Annotated in this window: 14 protein-coding genes and 1 tRNA gene; 9 read left to right on the top strand and 6 right to left on the bottom strand. The window is 65.6% G+C overall.

Features of this window, described 5'->3' with window-relative positions; translation table 11 throughout:
- Window positions 1-19 precede the first annotated feature (19 nt).
- Both ASF09_RS02105 and hemB read right to left on the bottom strand, forming a co-directional pair.
- On the bottom strand, window positions 20-2,263 hold the full coding sequence (locus ASF09_RS02105) for a fused MFS/spermidine synthase (protein WP_235529512.1): 2,244 nt from the start codon (window positions 2,261-2,263) through the stop codon (window positions 20-22).
- Window positions 2,256-3,248 (bottom strand): porphobilinogen synthase, encoded by a 993-nt coding sequence (gene hemB / locus ASF09_RS02100; RefSeq protein ID WP_060524201.1) that lies wholly within the window; start codon window positions 3,246-3,248, stop codon window positions 2,256-2,258. Before hemB ends, ASF09_RS02105 begins: the two co-directional genes overlap by 8 nt.
- A gap of 91 nt (window positions 3,249-3,339) precedes the next feature.
- Between hemB and ASF09_RS02095 the strand changes: the two genes are divergently transcribed.
- On the top strand, window positions 3,340-4,224 hold the full coding sequence (locus ASF09_RS02095) for a diacylglycerol/lipid kinase family protein (protein WP_060524199.1): 885 nt from the start codon (window positions 3,340-3,342) through the stop codon (window positions 4,222-4,224).
- 247 nt (window positions 4,225-4,471) lie between these two features.
- Here the strand turns inward: ASF09_RS02095 and ASF09_RS02090 are convergent, their stop codons facing one another.
- Window positions 4,472-5,092, bottom strand: coding sequence for a peptidylprolyl isomerase (locus ASF09_RS02090; RefSeq protein ID WP_060524197.1), 621 nt, complete (start codon window positions 5,090-5,092; stop codon window positions 4,472-4,474).
- Window positions 5,093-5,206: 114 nt separating this feature from the next.
- Here ASF09_RS02090 and ASF09_RS02085 point away from each other — a divergent pair, with 114 nt between their 5' ends.
- The 6 genes from ASF09_RS02085 to ASF09_RS02060 are packed head-to-tail and all read left to right on the top strand — an operon-like array spanning window position 5,207 to window position 10,342.
- Window positions 5,207-6,112 (top strand): ATP-grasp domain-containing protein, encoded by a 906-nt coding sequence (locus ASF09_RS02085; RefSeq protein WP_060524195.1) that lies wholly within the window; start codon window positions 5,207-5,209, stop codon window positions 6,110-6,112.
- A complete protein-coding gene (locus ASF09_RS02080) occupies window positions 6,112-7,128 on the top strand; it encodes an LLM class flavin-dependent oxidoreductase (protein ID WP_060524194.1) in 1,017 nt (338 codons plus the stop codon). The genes ASF09_RS02085 and ASF09_RS02080 overlap by 1 nt, the downstream gene beginning before the upstream one ends.
- A complete protein-coding gene (locus tag ASF09_RS02075) occupies window positions 7,125-7,859 on the top strand; it encodes a methionine ABC transporter ATP-binding protein (RefSeq protein ID WP_060524192.1) in 735 nt (244 codons plus the stop codon). The genes ASF09_RS02080 and ASF09_RS02075 overlap by 4 nt, the downstream gene beginning before the upstream one ends.
- Window positions 7,856-8,518: a methionine ABC transporter permease gene (locus tag ASF09_RS02070; protein WP_060524190.1), complete on the top strand. Its 663-nt coding sequence runs from the start codon at window positions 7,856-7,858 to the stop codon at window positions 8,516-8,518. Before ASF09_RS02075 ends, ASF09_RS02070 begins: the two co-directional genes overlap by 4 nt.
- Before the next feature lie 22 nt (window positions 8,519-8,540).
- A complete protein-coding gene (locus ASF09_RS02065; protein ID WP_056047737.1) occupies window positions 8,541-9,335 on the top strand; it encodes a MetQ/NlpA family ABC transporter substrate-binding protein in 795 nt (264 codons plus the stop codon).
- Window positions 9,336-9,373: 38 nt separating this feature from the next.
- On the top strand, window positions 9,374-10,342 hold the full coding sequence (locus ASF09_RS02060; protein ID WP_060524188.1) for a magnesium and cobalt transport protein CorA: 969 nt from the start codon (window positions 9,374-9,376) through the stop codon (window positions 10,340-10,342).
- A gap of 182 nt (window positions 10,343-10,524) precedes the next feature.
- On the opposite strand, the gene ASF09_RS02055 is transcribed toward ASF09_RS02060, so the two are convergent.
- Window positions 10,525-11,514: an NADP-dependent oxidoreductase gene (locus tag ASF09_RS02055; RefSeq protein ID WP_082443994.1), complete on the bottom strand. Its 990-nt coding sequence runs from the start codon at window positions 11,512-11,514 to the stop codon at window positions 10,525-10,527.
- 141 nt (window positions 11,515-11,655) lie between these two features.
- Window positions 11,656-12,894, bottom strand: a complete 1,239-nt coding sequence (locus ASF09_RS02050) for a DUF2171 domain-containing protein (protein WP_060524187.1) — start codon at window positions 12,892-12,894, stop codon at window positions 11,656-11,658.
- A gap of 236 nt (window positions 12,895-13,130) precedes the next feature.
- Here ASF09_RS02050 and ASF09_RS02045 point away from each other — a divergent pair.
- Window positions 13,131-13,206: transfer RNA gene (locus ASF09_RS02045), tRNA-Ala, on the top strand.
- Window positions 13,207-13,480: 274 nt separating this feature from the next.
- Here ASF09_RS02045 and ASF09_RS02040 read toward each other — a convergent pair.
- The gene (locus ASF09_RS02040; protein ID WP_060524185.1) at window positions 13,481-14,704 is read right to left on the bottom strand and encodes an MFS transporter; all 1,224 of its coding nucleotides are present in this window, start codon (window positions 14,702-14,704) and stop codon (window positions 13,481-13,483) included.
- A gap of 458 nt (window positions 14,705-15,162) precedes the next feature.
- Between ASF09_RS02040 and ASF09_RS02035 the strand changes: the two genes are divergently transcribed.
- The gene (locus ASF09_RS02035) at window positions 15,163-20,769 is read left to right on the top strand and encodes a DUF3320 domain-containing protein (RefSeq protein ID WP_060524183.1); all 5,607 of its coding nucleotides are present in this window, start codon (window positions 15,163-15,165) and stop codon (window positions 20,767-20,769) included.
- The last annotated feature ends 55 nt before the right edge of the window (window positions 20,770-20,824 follow it).

Genomic DNA, 20,824 nt, shown 5'->3' with positions numbered 1-20,824 from the left:
GCAGGGGAGGATCGACAGCTCAGAACCCCTTCAACAACGGCAGGATCGTCGAGTAATCGTCGGTCCACCCCGCAAAGCCTTTTCGCGGCGTCGGCGTGGCCCAACCCGGGTCCTTCGCGCGTAACGCCGCAATCGCGCGCGGATCACGCGACAACGCCACCCAGTCCGACGCCGAGGCACGGTCGACGAGTACGCTTGAGGGACGATACCGCAGGATCACCGCGGTCCAGCCGCCCTCGCGTGCCGCTGCGGCCACCACCGGTTCGAGATCGATGAAGCGGTTGGAGATATGCACCAGCAACAGACCGCCCGGCGCCAGAACCCGGCCATAGGTCGCGAACGCCTCGCGCGTCATCAGATGCATCGGCACCGAATCGGACGAGAACGCATCGAGCGCGAGCAGGTCGAGGCTGTTCGACGCGTCATGCGCCAGCGCAATCCGCGCATCGCCCATCCGGATATCGGGGTTGGGCAGGCATCGCGACAGATAGGTGAACTGGCCCGTATCGCGTGCGATGGCGACCACCGCCGGATCGATCTCGTAGAACCGCCAGCGCTGGCCGGGCCTTGCGTAACACGACAGCGTCCCCGTCCCGAGCCCGACGACACCGATCCGCGCGGTCGGACCATATAGCGCGGGTGCGGCGAGCATCGCCTGCCCCACACCCGAACCGACCGCGTAATAGGTGGTCGGCGTCCGCTCACGCGCCGGCGAACCGCGCAGCTGGATGCCGTGGACCGTCGTCCCGTGATCGAGCTCGCGCGTACCGCCATCCGGCCCCGGCTCGTCCCGCACGGTATAGACGCCGAAATAGCTGCGGACGCGCGCGCCGGGCTCGATCGACAGCTCGAGCGAGCGATAGCCGCCGAACAGGACGAGCGAGCCCGCCAGCACGATCATGTAGGGCAATCGCGCACCGATCGCCGCGAAGCCGATCGTCGCGACGATCAGGAAAGCGATACCCTGCTGGCTGTCGCCCAACAGGCCGTCGGGGTTACCGGTACGCAGACCGGCGACGGCCAGCAGGACGAGAACGATCGCAGCGAGCGCGACCCATTTCGTCCCTCCCCTCGCCATCCACAAATTGCGCAATCGCGCGATCAGATAGACCTGCGGCACCAGCGCCCCCGCCGCGAGGATCAGCAGCGGATATTCGTAGGTCCAGTCGAACACCACCGGCGCCACCAACGCGGCAAACACGCCGCCGAGTGCCCCGCCCGCCGACATCGCCAGATAGAAGCCGGTCAGCCGGTCGGGGGCCGGCCGCTTGCGATAGAGCGCCGTATGCAGCGCGACCGAGATCATGAACAGCAGCACCAGCGCGATACCGGCGCTGAAGAAGGGCCGCTCGGTGTAGCCACCGCTCATGATGACCCCGCCGAACAGCAAAATCGTGATCGGCGCGATCCGCGTCAGCAGGTCGGCCAGCCAGCGATCGTTGGCGAACGCGACGCTGAAGCTCAGCAGATACAGCCCGAGCGGAATGACCCAGAGCAGCGGCATCGCGACGATATCGGTCGAGATATAGGTCGACGTCGCGAGCATCAGCCCCGATGGGACGAGCGCCAACGCGATCCAATGCAGGATCCGCTTGGCACCCGGCGGCGCGCTGGTGGCAACGACGTGTTCGCTCGCGAGGGTCTTCGGCAGGCGCGTGGAGCAAGCCAGCACCAGTACGACGAGCAAGACATAGCCCGCGCTCCACAACAAGCTCTGCGCATGGATCGCCATCAAGGGCTCGACCAACAGCGGATAGGCGATCAGCCCCGCAAAACTGCCGAGATTGGACGCAGCATACAGCGCATACGGATCGCCACCGCCGCTGGCCGCACTGAACCAGCGCTGGATCAACGGTGCCTGCGCAGAGACTGCAAAGAACAACGGCCCGATCGACAGCCCGAGCAGCCACGGCACCCACAAGGCCGGCAACGCATCCGCCGGCAGGTCCATCGCGATCAGCCCGATCGGCAACCAAAGTGCCGCGACGATCAGCACGCCGATATGGATCGCCGCCTGCGCCCGCGGCCGCACCCGGCCGAGCCAATGCGCATACGCATAGCCCGCGAGCAGCAGCGCCTGGTACACCAGCATCGCCGAGTTCCAGACCGCCGGCGCGCCACCCAGCCGCGGCAACGCCATCCGCGCCACCATCGGCTGGACGAGAAACAGCAGGAACGACCCCGTCAGGATCGTCGCGACGAACATCGTCCGGCACCAGCGTGCCATCAGCGGCCTGTCGTCCGCGCTGACGGTGTCAGCCATTCAGCAATTTCGCCGCATGCGCTGCGTGGTAGGTCAGCACGCCCGAACAACCAGCACGCTTGAACGACATCAGCGTCTCAAGCACCATCACGTCGCGCTCCGCCGCGCCGGCTGCGACGGCGTGCTCGATCATCGCGTATTCGCCCGACACCTGATACGCGAACACCGGCACCTCGAACGCCTGGCGAACGCGGACGATGATGTCGAGATACGGCAGGCCGGGCTTGACCATCACCGTGTCGGCGCCCTCTGCCAGGTCCATCGCGACCTCGCGTAGCGCTTCCTCGGCGTTGGCGTTGTCCATCTGGTACGTCTTCTTGTCGCCCTTGAGCAGTCCGCGCGAGCCGACCGCGTCGCGGAACGGACCGTAAAACGCGCTGGCGTACTTGGCGGCGTAGGACATGATCTGGACGTTGTGGTGCGCGTCCGCCTCGAGCGCATCGCGGATCATGCCGATCCGGCCATCCATCATGTCCGACGGCGCGATGATGTCGGCGCCCGCGTTCGCCTGGTTCAAGGCCTGCGCGACGAGCATCTCGGCGGTCGTGTCGTTGACGACATAGCCCGCCGCGTCGACCAGCCCGTCATGGCCGTGGCTCGTATACGGATCGAGCGCGACGTCGGTCAGCACGCCGACCTCGGGCACCGCGTCCTTCAGCGCACGGATTGCTTGGCACATCAGGTTGTCGGGGTTGAGCGCCTCCCGCCCGTCCTCGGTCCGGCGCTCGACCTGCGTGTACGGGAATAGCGCGATGCACGGGATGCCGAGGTCGCGCGCCTCGCGGCCGCGTGCGACGATCCCGTCGACCGACCAGCGCGACACGCCCGGCAGGCTGGCGATCGGTTGCTCGACACCCTCACCTTCGGCGACGAACAGCGGCCAGATCAGGTCGGCGGGGGTCAGCACGGTCTCGGCATGGAGGCGGCGGCTCCAGGCGGAGGCGCGGGTGCGACGGAGGCGAAGCGCGGGATAGCTTGCGGTCATGCCGGGGCTTTGCGGGATGCGCGGCGACGGATCAAGTTTTACGGGAGAAGCGTTACGGGTGCGAAACCGCATGCCGTGCGTTGGGGGCCTTATGTCGAACGATACGATCACGTCCGCCGCGCTCGTCGTCAACGCCAAGTCGCGCAAGGGCCAGAAGCTGTTCAAGCGCGCGTGTGCGGCGATGTCGGGGCTGCCTTATGAGGTCGACGCGCATGCGGTCGAGGATCCGAAGGACCTGGAGGCGACGGTGTTGCGGGCGCTCGCGAAGAAGCCGGATTTGCTGATCCTCGGCGGCGGTGACGGCACGGTCAGCGGACTGGTCGACCTGATGGTTGGTCACGACGTGATCCTTGGCGTCCTCCCGCTCGGGACCGCCAACAGTTTCGCCCGCACGCTCGGCATACCGTTGACCGTCGAGGGCGCGGTCGAGGTGATCCGCACCGGCAAGCCGCGCCGGATCGATCTCGGCATGATCGACGGCGATTATTTCGCGAACTGCGCGGCGATGGGCATCAGCCCGAAGATCGCCGAGACGGTCCCGCACGGGTTGAAGAAGGTCTTCGGCAAGGTCGGATATCTGGCGTGGGCGACGTATCAATACATGCGCTTCCGCCCGTTCACGCTGATCGTCGGCGAAGGCCCGACCGCGGTGAAGATCCGCGTCGTCGAGGTGCGCATCTCGAACGGACCGTATCACGGCGGCACCGAACTGGTGGATGCAGCGGCGGTCGATTCGGGCGAGATCGTGGTGCAGGCGGTAATGGGGCACGTGAAGCGGCGACTGGTGCAGAACTGGTATGCCAGCGTGTTCCGGCTTGAGTCGCGGCATGAGAAGGTGCGCGATTTCCGGGGCAAGAGCCTGAAGATCAACACCATTCCGCCACTGCCGATCTCGATCGACGGCGAGGTGCTGGCGAAGACGCCGGTGACGGCGAAGGTCGCGGCCGGGATCATCCGGGTGATGGCGCCAGCCTGAGGGCCCTCGACTAACGGCACCACCCGCCCCCTTGTTCTCCCGCAAAGGCGGGAGAACAGTCTGTGTCCCCGCCTACGCGGGGAAACAATCTAGTGGCGGGTAACCTTTCCTCACACCACCCCGGCGAAGGCCGGGGCCCAATTGGAAAGGTAGGAGTAACTGATCGCAGTCCCACGTTAGCAACGTCCCCCAATTGGGCCCCGGCCTCCGCCGGGGTGGTTTTGATACAGCGACGTAGGTCTAAGCCCTACTGCACCCGCCGCACCGTCAGCACCTTAACCGGCGCAGCAATCATCTGCCCCTTCATCACCCCGACCCCGGCAGTCGGCGACGTCGGCGCAGCAAGGATGCGCTTCACCACATCCATCCCCTCCACCACATGCCCGAACGCCGCGAACCCAGCCGTATCCCCACTCCCCGCCGGATTAGCATCGAGCGACAACACCGGCCCAACGGTAATGAAGAAGTCCGCCGTCGCGCTCCCCGGCGCAAACCTTGCCATCGAGATCGTCGCGTCGACATGCGACAACCCGGTCTGGCTGGTCGGCTCATGCTTGACCGGCGGCAGCAGACGTTTCACCTCGCCCTGCGGCCCGCCCTGGATCAGTCCGGCGTCCGCCCCCAGTTTCATCGCGCGATAGAACGTCACCCCGTCGAGCCGCTTCTGGTCGACGTACCGAAGGAAGTTAGCGGTCGTCAGCGGCGCGCGCTCCTTCTCCAGCGCCAGCGTGATCGGCCCCTCGCTCGTCGTCATCACGATCGAAACCGTCGCCGGGACGACAGGCGAAGGCGCAGGCGGAGCCTCCTGCGCCGAGACGGAAACGGCGCCGAGAACGGCAAGAGCGAGCGTGAAGAATCTGGAGATCATCCGCCACGCTACCGCGTCGCCCCCTCGCTGTCAGCGCCCCCGCGACACGATATTGCGCGCGGCAAAGTTTTGCTTGGGTTTGCACACCCGCGCGCAATGCGTATCCGGAGAGCGATGACCGATCTCGCCATTCTCTACGAGCACCCGCTCTGGTTCGAACCGCTGTTCGCGGCCCTCGACCGCCGCGGCGTCGCGTTCACCCGCGCTACGCCGGACGGCTTCTGGAACCCCGCCGACCAGAGCGCTCCCGCCCCCGTCGTCTTCAACCGCATCGCGATGTCGAGCTTCCTGCGCAACGACGAGCATCCGATCTTCGACACGATGGCGATGCTCGATCACTGGCGCCGCACCGGCGCGCGCGTGATCAACGGCACCGACGTGCTCGCGATCGACGCCTCGAAGGCGCGGCAGTTGTCGCTGATCGCCTCGCTCGGCCTCGCGATCCCCGAGACGCGTGTCGTCCACCGCGCCGCCGACGTCGTCCCCGCCGCGCAAACGCTCCGCTTCCCGCTGGTCGTCAAAGCGAACATCGGCGGATCAGGCGCAGGCATCATCCGTTTCGACAGCCTCGACGAACTGCGCACCGCCGTCGCCGACGCAGGCCTCCCAAGCAGCGTCGACGGCGTCCTGCTGGTCCAGGAATACGTCCCCGTCCGCGACGGCGCGATCACCCGGATCGAGACGCTCGACCGCAAATTCCTCTACGCGATCGAAGTCGCCGGCGGCGGCGCGTTCGATCTCTGCCCCGCAGACGCCTGCGTCGTCCCCGGCTCAGGCATCAAGATGGCCGCGGTCGAGCCCTCGCAGACCTTGAAGGACGCCGCCGAAGCCATCGCCCGCGCGGTCGATCTCGACGTAGGTGGCGTGGAAGTCATGATCGACGACCGCGACGGCGTCGCGCGCTTCTACGACATCAACGCACTGTCGAACTTCGTCGCCAAGCCATTGGATGTGCTCGGCTGGGATCCCCACGACCGCCTCGTCGATTACCTCGTCGAACAGATCGAGAAGGCCCGCTGATGCGCTATGGTTACTGGACTCCCGTCTTCGGCGGCTGGCTTCGCAATGTCCCCGACGAGGGGATGGAGGCGAGCTGGGCGTATACCAAGGCGCTCACGCAGAATGCCGAGCGCTGGGGCTATGACCTGACGCTGATCGCCGAGCTGAACCTAAACGATATCAAGGGCATAGAACAGCCCGCGCTCGACGCATGGTCGACCGCGGCGGCGCTGGCGGCGGTGACCGACAGCATCGAGCTGATGGTCGCGGTCCGCCCGAACTTCCACCACCCCGCGCTGTTCGCTAAGGCTGCGGCGAACATCGATCGGATCTCGGGTGGCCGCCTCGCGCTCAACGTCGTCTCGTCCTGGTGGGCGGATGAAGCCAAGCAATACGGCCTCCAGTTCGACCAGCATGACGATCGCTATGCGCGGACGGCGGAGTGGCTGACGGTCGTCGATGGGCTCTGGACGCAGGAGCGGTTCGACTTCGCGGGCCAGTTCTACACCACGCAGCAGGCGATCTGCGCGCCCAAGCCCGCCAAGCGCCCGACCGTCTATGCCGGCGGCGAAAGCGAGAAGGCGAAGGCGATGATCGCCGCGCAGTGCGACGCGTACGTCATGCACGGCGACCCCGCCGACGCGATCGCGCCGAAGATCGCCGATATGGCCGCGCGGCGGGAGGCGGCCGGCGGCGCGCCGATGCAATACGGCATGGCCGCCTATGCGATCGTCCGCGACAGCGAGGCGGAGGCCAAGCGCGAGCTGGAGCGCATCACCAGCGTCACCGAACTCCCCGCGGGCTATGCGAACTTCGACCAGTGGCTGTCGGGCACGCAGCTCGAACGCGAGCTGAAGATCCAGGAATACTCCGTCTCCAACCGCGGCCTGCGCCCCAATCTGGTCGGCACGCCCGAGCAATTGAAGGAGCGCGTCGCGGAGTATGAGGCGGCCGGTCTCGACCTGCTGCTGCTCCAGATGAGTCCGCAGGCAGAGGAAATGGAGCGGTTCGCCGCGCAGGTCATGGGCACCACATGATCCGCCTCACCGACGTCATCAAAACCTACCCGGCAAGCGAGGCCGCCGCCCTCGACGGCGTATCGCTCGAAATTCCGGCGCGCGGCGTATTCGGCGTCATCGGCCAGTCCGGCGCGGGCAAGTCGACGCTGATCCGCCTGATCAACGCGCTCGAACGTCCGACTTCGGGCCGGGTCGAAGTCGATGGCGTCGACGTCGCGGCGTTGTCGGCGGCGGACCTGCGCGCGCTACGCCGGCGGATCGGCATGATCTTCCAGAACTTCGGCCTGTTGTCGTCGCGCACGGTCGCGGCGAACGTCGCGTTCCCGCTGGTGCTCGCGGGCGTATCCAAAGCCGAGCGAGAGACGAAAGTCGCCGCGCTGCTCGACCGCGTAGGTCTCGCCGATCACGCCGCCAAATATCCTGCCCAGCTCTCCGGCGGCCAGAAGCAGCGCGTCGGGATCGCCCGCGCGCTCGCCACCGATCCCGACGTCCTGCTCTGCGACGAAGCCACCAGCGCACTAGACCCCGAAACCACCCGCTCGGTCCTCACCCTCCTCCGCGACCTCAACCGAGACCTCGGCCTGACGATCGTCCTCATCACCCACGAAATGGATGTCGTTCGCTACGTCTGCGACCGCGTCGCCGTCCTCGAACGCGGCCGTATCGTCGAGACCGGAGACGTTACCGACATCTTCGCCAACGCCGCCCACCCGGCAACGCAGCGCATGCTGGCGGCGCTGGCAGCATGAGCTTCTTCGCCAACATCGACTGGTCGGACATCGGCCAGGCGTGCCTCGACACGCTGATCATGCTCGGCGGATCGCTGATCTTGACGATCGCGTTCGGCCTGCCGCTCGGCGTCCTGCTCTACCTCACCGACCGGGGCCGCCTGTCGCAGAACCGCGTCGCCAACGCCGTGCTCGGGATCATCGTCAACGTCCTTCGCTCGGTTCCCTTCATCATCCTGCTGATCGTGATGATTCCGCTCACCGTGATGCTCGTCGGCACCTCGCTAGGCGTCGCCGGCGCGATCCCGCCACTCGTTGTCGGTGCCGCGCCGTTCTACGCGCGCCTCGTCGAGGGATCGCTCAAGGAAGTCGACCGCACCACGATCGAGGCGGTCCAGGCGATGGGCGCCACCACCCGTCAGATCGTCACCGGCGCGCTGATCCCCGAGGCGCTCCCCGGGCTGATCGCCGGCGCCACCGTCACCGCGGTCGCGCTTGTCTCGTTCACCGCGATGGCCGGCGTGGTCGGCGCGGGCGGACTCGGCGATCTCGCGATCCGCTTCGGCTATCAACGCTTCCAGACCGACGTGATGGTCGTCACCGTCGTGCTGCTGGTCGTACTCGTCCAGATCATCCAATATGCCGGCGACGCGCTCGCCCGCCACTTCACCCGCCGCTGATTTAACGCCGCTAGGAATTCGCATGAACCGCCGCACCTTGCTCGCCTCGTTCTCGCTGCTCGCGCTCGCCGCCTGCGGTGGTACCAAGACCAATGACGGCAAGACGCTGACCGTCGCCGCGACCGCGGTTCCGCACGCCGAGATTCTCGAGTCGATCAAGCCGACGCTCGCCAAGGAAGGCGTCGACCTCCAGATCCGCGTCTTCAACGACTACGTCCAGCCCAACCTCCAGGTCGAGCAGAAGCAGATCGACGTCAGCTATTTCGAGACCAAGCCGTATCTCGACGAGTTCAACGCCTCGCGCGGCACGCATCTCGTGACCTATGCCGGCGTCCACGTCGAACCGCTCGGCGCCTATTCGCGCAAGTGGAAGTCGATCGCGCAGATCCCGAACGGCGCGACCGTCGCGATCCCGAACGAGCCGAGCAACGGCGGCCGCGCGCTGCTGCTGTTGCAGAAGGCCGGGCTGATCACGCTCAAGAACCCGACCAATCCGCTGTCGAGCCTCAACGACATCGCCACCAACCCGAAGAACCTGCAGTTCAAGGAACTGGAGGGCGCTACCCTGCCGCGCACACTCGGCGAGGTCGATCTTGCGCTGATCAACACCAACTACGCGCTCGACGCGAAGCTCAACCCGGTCCGCGACGCGCTCGCGATCGAGGACAAGAACAGCCCCTACGTCAATTTCGTCGTCGGCCTGCCCGGCGGCGAGAAGGATCCGCGCGTCGTGAAGCTGATCGCCGCGCTGCGCAGCCCGGCGACCAAGACCTTCATCGAGCAGCATTATCGGGGTGCGGTGCTGCCGGCGTTCTGATACCGGCGCGGCCTCGTTAGCGTAATCCCTGAGGCTCCATGACGGTCGTCGCCGCGTATCTCTATCGCCATGGCAAGCGCGTCCGCGCGGTCTCGATCGACGAAAAGGTCGATTGCCCCGCGGATCGTTCGGAGTTCGTCTGGATCGGCATCTGCGACCCGACCGACGCCGAGATGCGGACGCTCAAGGACCAGTATAACCTCCACCCGCTGGCAGTGGAGGACGCGATTAAGGCGGACCAGTTGCCCAAGGTCGACGTCTATGGCGATCAGCTCTTCGTCGTCGCCCGCACCGCGCAGCTCGAAGACGACAAGATCGCATACGGCGAAACCGCGATCTTCGTCGGCCACAGCCACATCATCAGCGTCCGACACGGCTCGGCACGCTCGCACAAGGCACTCCGCGAACAGCTCGAAGCCGCGCCAACCTTGCTGATCAACGGCGTCGACTACGTCCTCCACGCTATCCTCGACTACGTCGTCGACGGCTATCTCCCGATCGTCGAAAGCATCGAGGACGAGGTGCTGGCGATGGAACAACGCACGATCGACGCCTTCCTGGGCCGCGACGAAATTGTCCGTATCTTTGGTCTGAGACGCGAAATGATCCGCTTCCAGCGCATCCTAGGCCCGATGGGCGAGGTTGCGGGCAAGATCGTCCGCCTCGACCTCCCCTGCATCGATACCGAGGCGAAACCGTATTTCAGCGACGTGCTCGACCACGTCCGCCGCGTCCAGACGATGGTCGAGGGCCTGCGCGAAGTGCTGACGTCGGTGTTCGAATTCAGCAACCTGCTCGAACAGCAACGCACCGGCGCGATCACTCGCCAGCTCGCCGCCTGGGCCGCGATCCTCGCGGTGCCAACCGCGATCGCCGGGATCTACGGCATGAACTTCGAGAACATGCCCGAGCTGAAGACGGAATACGGGTATTTCGTCGTACTGGGCGTGATCGGGATCGTCTGCGCCGCGCTGTACGTGAAGTTCAAGCAGGCGAAGTGGCTGTAGACCCACGGATCGACCTTATCGTCATCTCAGCCAAGCGGTCAGACCTCGCCCCCCCCGGCGAAGGCCGGGGCCCAATTGGGGGCCGCCAATGACGGGCGATACGCCCCGTTACTGCGACCTTTCCAATTGGGCCCCGGCCTCCGCCGGGGGGGGGGTAGGCGCCGGAATGGCAGAAGCTTAGCTCAAACCTTGACGAGCATCTTCCCCGTATTCCCACCCGAGAACAGCCCCAGGAACGCATCCGGCATCGTCTCGAGACCCTCGTGCACCGTCTCCTCCCGCTTCAGCGTCCCCGCCGCCAGCATCCCGCCCATGTCCTTGTAGAACTCCTCGGCGCGATTCATGTAGTCGCTGACAATGAACCCGCGGATCTGGATCCGGTTACCGATCAGCCGCGCGAGATACTTCAGCTGCGTCGCCGCACCGCTGTTATACACGTCGATCATCCCGCACACCGCGAACCGCGCATGCATGTTCGCATGCGCCAGCGCCGCATCGAGATGCTCGCCGCCGACGTTGTCGAAATACACGTCGATACCCTTCGGAGCAGCTTGGCCGAGCGCCTTCACTACCGGCACGTCGCTCTTATAGTCGATCACCGCATCGGCGCCGAGCGACTTCACCCACGCGCATTTCTCTGCGCCGCCGGCCGAGCCGATCACCGTCATGCCCTTGGCCCTGGCAACCTGCACGACGGTCGATCCGACCGCACCCGCCGCCGCCGACACGAACACCGTGTCGCCCGCCTTCGCCTCGGCAACCTGGAGCAGGCCGAAATACCCGGTCATCCCCGGCATGCCGAGCTGGCCCAGAAACGCCTGCGGAGGCACGTCGAGCGCGGGCAGCTTCTGCACCTGCGCAGCGGGCACGACTGCCTCGTCGCGCCAGCCGGCCATGTGCAGCACCATGTCGCCGACCTTGATGCCGTCGTCGTTGCTCTCGACCACTTCGCCGACCGCGCCGCCCTGCATCGCCTCGCCCAGTGCGAACGGCGGGACATAGCTCTTCACGTCGTTCATCCGCCCGCGCATGTACGGGTCGACCGACAGCCAGCGATTGGCGATCCGCACCGCGCCGGCGCCCAGCGCGGCCGTGTCGAGATCGATCATGGCGAAGTCGGTATGCTTCGGCATGCCTTGCGGACGTGCCTTCAGGCTCCATGCACGGGCCATAAACTTGCTCCTGTCTTGATTATTCGTGAACCGGGTATGGCGAAACGCGCGTCCAGCGCAACCCGCAAAAAAAGCCCGGACGGTATCGCCCGGGCTCGTTTCGACAGGCGTCACGCGACGTCAGCCAATGCTTTCAAACGCTTAGTATGTGGTCGACCCCGACTTGCCGAGCGTGTCCGATGCCGTGCCCGTGGTCGACGTCGCGCCGGCAGTGCTGCCGGCCTGCGTGGTCGAAGCATACCCCGTCGTACCGGCATCCTTCTTGTCGCCGCCCGTGCGATCACCGTACTCGAACATCGCCGAGTTGCGCTCTTCTTCCTTCCACGTCGCCTTGGCTTCGTCGGCCGACTTCGACAGCGTTACCTTACCGTCGACGGTCTTGATCCAGCGCGACGGGATCGAGTGATGCACGCCACCCGCATCGCGGTCGTTCTTGGTCAGCAGGATCCGGTCGCCCTTCACCTTGTCGACCGTGCCGACATGGCTGCCGTCGGAGCCGACGACTTCCATATGCTCGGTAACCTGCGACAGCGAGCTACGCTGGCCCTGCCGCTCATTGCGCCATGACGAGAACTCGGTCTCGAACTTGGAGCGGTTCTCATGGCGATACTCGTCATAGTCGCGGTCCAGCGCCGCAATCTGCGTGCTGCGCCAGCTATGATAGTGATCGTCATGCGGGTTCGACGCGCGATTGCCGAACGACCGGTTCTCCGAGCCGCCATAGGACCGCTCGTCATAGCGCGCATCGGCTTCGCGGCGGCGCTCGGCCTCGTCGTCGCCGAACCACGAGCGAACCTCGTCGCCTGCCCGCGCGATGAACCCGCGATCGTCATAGTCATAGCCCTGCGGCTGGCGTCCATAGTCGCGCCCATCGTTACGGTTGTCACCGCGCGACGTGCGGTTGTCGTCGTCCGCATGGCGGTTGCGCCCTACGTCCTCGAAACGACGCCCGTCCGACGCATAGCTGCCATGATATTCGGTATCGCCCGAACCCGGGCTGCGCTGGCCATAATTCTGCTGGCCGTAACGGGGCTGAGCCGAATCCTGGCGACCATAGCCCTGCTGGCCGTACGACTGGCCTGCCGCCTGTCCGTAGCGCGACTGACCATAGCGATCGCTGCCCGATGGCTGCTGGCGATCGTTGTGGCCACCGTAATAATCACGGCTACCCTGGTCGTCGCGCCCGCGATACCCCCCACGATACCCGTGATCCCCGCGATCATCGTCGCGATCGAACTCACCGGCCGCTGCATAATCGCGCGCACTGGATCGACCATAGTCGCCACCATCGGAGCGAAAATCGCGACCGTAATCCTGCGAGTTCGGCCGACCGTAATAATCACCCGACTGACGGTCTCTGGTATTGCGTTCGTAGACCATAGGAGCCTCCTAATTGCTGTCCTGCGGCTGCCGGCGTCGTCGTATGCGGCGTCGTGCATTCCGAGGTCTACAAGCGCCAGGATCGTCGATTGTTCCTGTGTTTGCCGTCGCTTGACGCCGACACGACGCACCGCTGCGACGGCGGGCCAGAAGCAGAGCGACGGGCTTCACCAACCCGGTTGCAACAGCGAAATCGAGCCGCTAAGCCTTCGATCCTGGCCTGTGGCCAATCGCGCGGGGCCGTAGCTCAGATGGGAGAGCGCTGCAATCGCACTGCAGAGGTCCGGGGTTCGATTCCCCGTGGCTCCACCACGCGCAACACGATGATGACTAGACATGTGCCCCTGCAATTGCCCGAAGCGTCGGGGCGGTGTGCGCGGTAACCGCGCAGTAAAAGCTGCCAAGGACCGCTTTATCGATGTCCTTCACGACCGCTCGATGCCCCCCACATCCCGCCGACAAACGTTCGATCTCGGATAAAATCGATAATGTGGCGAATACTAGGACGCGGGGGATGACGCCGGGCACGCTGGAGATATTCATCGGCCGAACCGACGGGTCCGTTTTCGGTCGGCCCAGGACATGATCAAGCATCCTCCGGCCTCGACGCCGTGAACAAAAGCCAGCCGACACCTCCTGCGACGACGCCGAGCGCGCCACCAAGCAGATAGGCGTCGATCGCCCCTGTCGGCATGAACATCCCGCCGGCCATATATCCAAGGATACCCGCGCTGCTCGTCGCGGCGCTGTAGATCGCGGCCACCTTGCCGTGTGCGCCCGCAGGAGCCTCGCGTTGCAGCATCGTCCGCACCGCGACGTTGTGCACGCTGTTCGCGGCACCGCCGATCACGAAGGCAATCCCCACAACGACGAGCCCGGAGGTCATCGTCATGTCGGCAATCCCGCCGACAACGCCGATCGCCAGCATCATCGCGCCCATCACGATGGCGGACACAAAGGCCAGTGGGGCCGGCCGGAGCATCGGCCAAACCCCGGCGGCCGCTGCGCCCGCCATCATTCCCCCCGCCCAACACGCGGTGAGCAGCCCGAACGCCATCGCACCCGCCGCCAGCGATACGGTGACCAGGAACACGAACGCGACATCGGCAATCGCGCTGGCGAAGACTCCCATTGCGAGGGCACCGATCATGATCACGATCCGCCGATCGCGCAGCACCGGCAGATACTCGGCGAACAGCGTCCGAGCTCGACCATCCGCATCGGCATCCACATCGACCTCGACCGGCCGCCGCAACCCGCTTCCCAGCACGACCACCGCCAGCAACGCGAAGCTCGCCGCATCGATCAGCAACGCGTTGCCCGCGCCGCTCCATGCCACCAGTGCGCCGCCGACGACTGGCCCGGCAAGCATCCCGGCGCTGCGCACGAACTCCAGTACCGCGTTCGCACGCGCCAACGTCATTCCCAACCCGGTAGCCAGCACCGGGATCAGTGCGAAGGTCGCCGTTCCCCCGACCGCGAACAGGATGCTGAGTACGCCGGCACCGACCATCGTCGAGACCGGATCCGGATGATACGCCATCCATGACAGGACCATCGCATCCGCCAGCGCCGCACCGGCCAGCAGCTTGCCCGCATCGTGCGCATCGACAAGGCGGCCGATGTACGGCGTGACGAGCAGACCCGGCAGCAACTGGGCCACCAGCAGCATCGGCACGGCAAAAGCGGTTCGGTCGCCCGCTGTCCGAAACATCAGGGTGATCAGCGAAATTTCGTCGCCGATCGTCGAGATCGTCAGCGCGACGAGCAGCAACCACCCCCACCCGTTCCTGAACGCGACTATTCCCATGTCCGCAGTTCATGCTGTCCGGCCCCCTTCGTCAACGCTCCAGGCGAATCCGCCGGGCGATCGCTCGCATTAAAAGCCTTATCGCGCACTACCGAGAACGCTCCGGCGCTCGACGCGTCCTACGCGCGCCATCGTTCGACGTGAGATCCTCAACATACCCCGGTCAGACGGTCCGATCCGAGCACTTGCCGAATGAGGTTTGCGGAGGCCCAACCCGCCGCGTCGTGCCAGAAGCGGTGGCACTACGAGGATCTTTGGGGGGACGCACCGATGTCAGTAGCTTGATCGATCTATTCGACCCAGCGAGATTTAAGAGTTTTGAAAAGGGCTGTTCCCTAGTGCTGCCGATCGTCGGCGCTAGCATGGCGCCCAAACCATCTTCGACCGACACGTCACACTAGACTTGCTGTCGCTTTTCACGCCTTATCGCCGCAAGTATCGCAAGGCGGGGGCGGAAATTGGCTACAGTACCGAGTATCGATCAGGACGAGCCGACGCTTTCCGTGTTCCAGAGCGAACTTCCCATAGACGAAAAGCTGGATCGGGCACGAACCGAACTGCTAGATCTCTCGGCAAGGAACCGGCTGCTCAACATGCCGCGCGCCGCCAAAGGCGCGAAGGCGGTCGAAGTCGTCGACGAGGTCAGCAGCGAAATCTTTCGCATGCTCGTCGGCGAAACGCGCCCCTTCTCGTTCCTCGCGGGCAAGGCGGCCCCTGCCGGCGAACGAGCCAGCGAAGACGTGCCGGCGGAAGAGTCGGACGAGATAGCCGATCTCGCGCAACCCGAGGATGACGTTGCCGACGAGCGCGGTGTGTTTTCGCGGCACGTCGATACACGTCTCCAGACCCGTCTGACGCCCAAGGGCCTGCAAAAGCGCCTGCTCGAGCTCTACTTCGACGGGCGCACGCTGGAGGAGGAGCAGGGCGTTAACATCCTCTATCTGACGCTCGGTGCGCTCAAGTGGATCGACCCCAACAATGCCGCGAATATCCGGTTCGCGCCGCTGGTGCTCGTGCCCGTGCAACTCGAGCGCGGCAATGCGGGCGAGAAGTTCAAGCTGCGGATGCGGCAGGAGGATTATGCCTCCAACCTGTCGCTGGAGGCTTTCCTCGACCGCGCGCACGGCATCCGGCTGCCGACGTTCGAGGGCGGAGAGGAGTTCGATCCGGTCGCCTACTTCAAGGACGTCGCCGAGGCGGTTTCCTCGAAACCCGGTTGGGAGGTCCAGCCCGACGTCATCGTGCTCGGCTTCTTCTCGTTCGCCAAGTTCCTGATGTACCGCGATCTCGACCCGCAGACCTGGCCGAACGGCGGCAAGATCACCGAGCGTGCGCTCGTCCGTGGGTTGTTGGCCGACGGATTCGAGGGCAGCGCGGGCATGATCCCCGAAGATGCCAATATCGATCCGTTCATCCCGCCATCCGAGATGCTCCACATCGTCGATGCCGACAGTTCGCAGGCATTGGCCGTGCACGAGGTGCGCCGTGGCCGCGACATGGTCATCCAGGGGCCTCCGGGAACGGGTAAGAGCCAGACGATCGCCAACATCATCGCGTCCGCGATCGCCGACGGTAAGACCGTGCTGTTCGTCGCGGAGAAGATGGCTGCGCTTGAAGTCGTCAAGCGCAGGCTCGACGCGACCGGCGTCGGCGATGCGTGTCTCGAGCTTCACAGCAACAAGGCCAACAAGCGTGCGGTGCTCGAAGAACTGCGCCGTACGTGGGAGCTCGGCGCGCCGAAGCATCAGGATGCCGGGAGCCTGCATGCTCGGCTGACGATCGCGCGCGACAGCCTGAACGGTCATGTCCAGCGGATGCACACGCCGCATCCGGCATCCAGGCTAACCCCGTTTCAGGTCATCGGCCAGTTGAGCCGGCTACGGCTGGACGGCGAGAAGCCCGGCGATCTGAAGCTTGTCGAGCCGGAAACCTGGTCGATCGATGATTTCGCCGAGCGCCATAACGTGATCGGTGAGCTTGCCGAACGGATCACCTTGATCGGCCGCCCAGGTGAGCACGCGTGGCGCGGCGTCGGCCTGTCCTCGATCCTGCCGACCGAGGTCGAGCGGCTTGAGGAACGCCTCTCGGTAGTGATCGAGAAGCTTGCCGGACTTGACGTCGCACAGGGCAGTCTTGCGGCCCGTCTCGAGGTGCCGCCAATGTCGTCGCTCGGCGACATCGGAGTCCTTGTCATGCTGGCGAACCGAGTTGCTCAGGCCCCCGCGATCGAGGGTACCGCCTTGGCTGACACGGTCTGGGAGCATCGCTTCGACGAGATCGATCGGCTGCTCGTGACCGGTCAGCGCAACGCCTATCTCCGCGGCCTTCTTGCGTCGTCTGTAACCGAGAGCGGCTGGACGACCGACCTGTCGGAAGCGATTGCCGCCCTGCGTGCGCTGCCGTCGACGTTCGCGCTCGCGGATTTCGAACAGGTCGGTGCGCTGGCGACAGTGCTGCCCCGGTTGCAGGCCGAAGCGGGCGCGCTGGCACGGACGATCGGTCGTGATGCGCCTAATTCGATCGACGACGCCCGGAAGCTTGCCGCGATCGGCGAACGCGTCGCCAATGCACCCGATGCCGACGCGGATGCCTTTGCCTCCGACGTCTGGAACTCAGGAGTCGAACGCGCCGCCGATGTCGTCGATGCGGTTGCGGCGTACGAGAATGCGGTCGCGGCGACGACCGGAAAGCTGACCGATGCAGCTTGGGATCTGGACCTGACAGATGCGCGGGTCACTCTCGCCTCGCACGGCAGCGGCTTCATGAAGATATTCAGCGGGGAATGGCGGCGCACGAACCGCCTCGTTCGATCGGTGCTGACGTCCCCGGCGACGCCGCTCGACGAGACGCTGTTGTTGCTGGACGCGCTTGCGAAAGGGCGGGCGGCGAAGCGGACGATCGAGCAGGAGAATGATTTTGCCCGCTCCGCCTTCGGGGCGGAATGGCGCGGCGAGCGCTCGACGTCGGCGCCCCTATTAAGCGTGGTCGAGTGGATGCGCTCGCTCCGCGGGCTTGGCGCCGAACCCCGCATCATCGCCGCACGCCGGCCCGACCGCAGCGAGATCAGCACGCGCGCTTCACGAACGACGGCACTGATCGAACAGGTCGCACCGTCACTGTCAGCCCTGTGGTCCGGCTTGGGTGCTACGCAATCGCTGGCGTTCGGCGATGCGCTGGCAGCGGACCGTGCCGATCTCGAAGCCTTGATGACCGTCGTGACACGGCTGCATGCCGCCGACACCGCCAGTTCGGCAGTACTGGTTTCCGCGCCAGCCTGTCTCGACGAACGCCGCCGGCTGCTCGACGACCTTGCCGAACTTCAGCGCAAGGATGCCGCGATCGCCGAACTGGCAGAGGTCGGCACCGCGGCGTTTGGAACGACATGGCGTGGGACAAGCTCCGACTGGAGCGCTTTGCGTACCACCGCCGACTGGATCCAGGCCAACGGCGACATACGCCTTCTTAGCAGCAGGATAGACGACCGCGCGAAACCCGCTGCGGACGCGGCACTTGTAGAAGCGGATGCCAAAGCCCTGCTCAAAGATCTCACCGCGATCGGCGAACAGCTTCGCCTCGATCTCGGCATCGCACTCGGCCGCGAGACGTTCGCCGCTACGCCGCTCGCCGATCTGCGCGTGCATCTGGAACGCTGGTACCAGTCGGGCGAGCGCCTGACGCAGTGGACGGCGTATCGTGACCGCGCGGAGCGGACGTCGAAGCTCGGCTGCGACGATGTCGTCAAGCGGCTCGCCGACGGTCGCCTGGATACCGACGGCGCCGTGCCCGCCTTCGAGATGGCCTATTACGAAGCGGTCTACGCCGACCAGATCAAAGCCGATCCCGACCTCGGCACGTTCGACGGCACGCTGCACGGTCGCTTGGCACGCGAGTTCGCCGACATGGATCGTCAGCGGATCGCGACCGCGAGCTTCGAAGTCGTGAAGGCGCATCACCAGACGGTTCCCGCACGGGACGGCGGCGCGGTCGGTCCACTCGGCGTGCTGCGCGCGGAGATCGCCCGCAAGCGCGGTCACATGCCGATCCGCAAGCTCATGGAGAAGGCCGCACCGGCAGTTCAGGCGCTCAAACCCGTCTTCATGATGAGCCCCTTGTCGGTGGCGCAGTTCCTCGCACCCGGCCTGTTCGACTTCGATCTGCTGGTGATGGACGAAGCGAGCCAGATCCAGCCGGTCGACGCGCTCGGTGCGGTCGCTCGGGCCAAGCAGGTCGTCGTCGTCGGCGACCCGAAGCAGCTTCCGCCCACCGCCTTCTTCTCGAAAATGACCGGCGGCGGCGCAGACGATGACGACGATGCGGGCACCCGAGTCACCGACATCGAGAGCATCCTCGGCCTGTTCACCGCGCGCGGCCTGCCGATGCGGATGCTGCGCTGGCATTACCGCAGCAAGCACCAGTCGCTGATCGCGGTCAGCAACCGCCAGTTCTACGAGAACAAGCTGTTCATCGTCCCCAGTCCCTACACTGCGGAAGCGGGCATGGGCCTGCGCTTTCACCGCATCCCGCAAGGCGTGTTCGACGCCGGCGCCACGCGCACCAACATGGTCGAGGCGAAGGTCGTGGCGCAGGCGATCGTCGCGCACGCCCGCGATCATCCCGAACTCTCGCTCGGCGTCGCCGCCTTCTCCGCGGCCCAGCGCCGCGCGATCATGGACCAGCTCGAAATCCTGCGCCGCGGCCTCCCCGAGGAGGTCGAGACGTTCTTCCAGATGCATCATTCCGAGCCGTTCTTCGTCAAGAACCTCGAAAACGTGCAGGGCGACGAACGCGACGTGATCTTCATCTCGGTCGGCTACGGGCCGACGGTACCCGGTGGTCGCGTACCGATGCGGTTCGGGCCACTCGGGATGGACGGCGGCGAGCGGCGGCTGAACGTGTTGATCAGCCGCGCCAAACAACGCTGCGAGGTGTTCGCCTCGATGTCGGACGAGGACATCGATCCCGATTTCGCGGGCACCCGCAAGGGCGTGCTCGCCTTCAAGCTGTTCCTGCACTTCGCGCGCACCGGCAAGATGACAATGGCGGAGAGCACCGGTCGCGATCACGACAGCGTGTTCGAGGAGCAGGTCGCCAAGGCGCTGCAAGCCAGGGGCTATCAGGTTCATCGGCAGGTCGGCCTCGCGGGCTTCTTCATCGATCTCGCGGTATCCGACGCGGATCGGCCCGGCCGCTATCTCATTGGTATCGAGTGTGACGGCGCATCGTATCACGACGCACGTTCAGCGCGCGATCGCGACCGGCTCCGTCAATCGGTGCTGGAGAGCCACGGCTGGACGATCCACCGCATCTGGAGCACCGACTGGTTCCAGCGGCCTAAGGAACAGATCGATCTCGTCATTGCACGGATCGAGGCGGCCAAGGCCGAGCATGATTCTCAGGCCGCCGGCGTAAAGGCGACGCGCGCCGTGAACGTCGAGATCACTACCCTCGAACGCGAAGGCTTCACCGAGGTCGGCCTAGCCGCGCCCGACGTGGAGCCCGCGAACACCCTGTACGAGGAGGCCGAACTCACCCGACCGTCGCATCTGTTCGGCGAGCTTCACGAGACGCCGCGTGGCGCGTTGTCGATGCTCGCGGAAGAGGTCGTGCGGATCGAGGGCCCCGTCCATGTCTGCGAAGTCGTCAACCGCATCCGCGACGCCTGGGGATTGAAACGCGCCGGCGGCCGAATCCAGGATGCCGTCGAGGCGGCGATCGCGGTGTCGGTCCGCGAAGGCCGCATCACGGAGGACCAGGACTTTCTCGACGTGCCGGGCCGGACGCCGAAGGTCCGGGATCGCAGCACGGTCCGCTCCACCTCGCTACGCAAGTTCGATACGCTGCCGCCGACCGAACTCGACATCGCGATCCTCGATGTCGTGCGGATCAACTATGGCGCGACTGACGATCAGGTGATGCAGTCCGCCGCCCGCGCGGTCGGCTTCAAGTCGACCAGCAGCCAGCTGCGCGATCTGTTGGCGGACGTGATCGCGGCGGCGATCAAGGGCGAGCGACTGACACGACAAAGCGGTATGCTCGTGCTCGGGCCTGCGGCGTCCAGCCTGTGAGTAAGCGACCCTTCAGTCTGCGTCGCAACGCGTTGCAGAACCCAGTCTGCCCGGC

The organism is Sphingomonas sp. Leaf242 (genome assembly GCF_001422045.1).
In the GTDB taxonomy this organism is placed as follows: Bacteria; Pseudomonadota; Alphaproteobacteria; order Sphingomonadales; family Sphingomonadaceae; genus Sphingomonas.
Note: the sequence above shows the minus strand (reverse complement) of the source record. Positions and strands in the feature narration are given on the sequence as shown.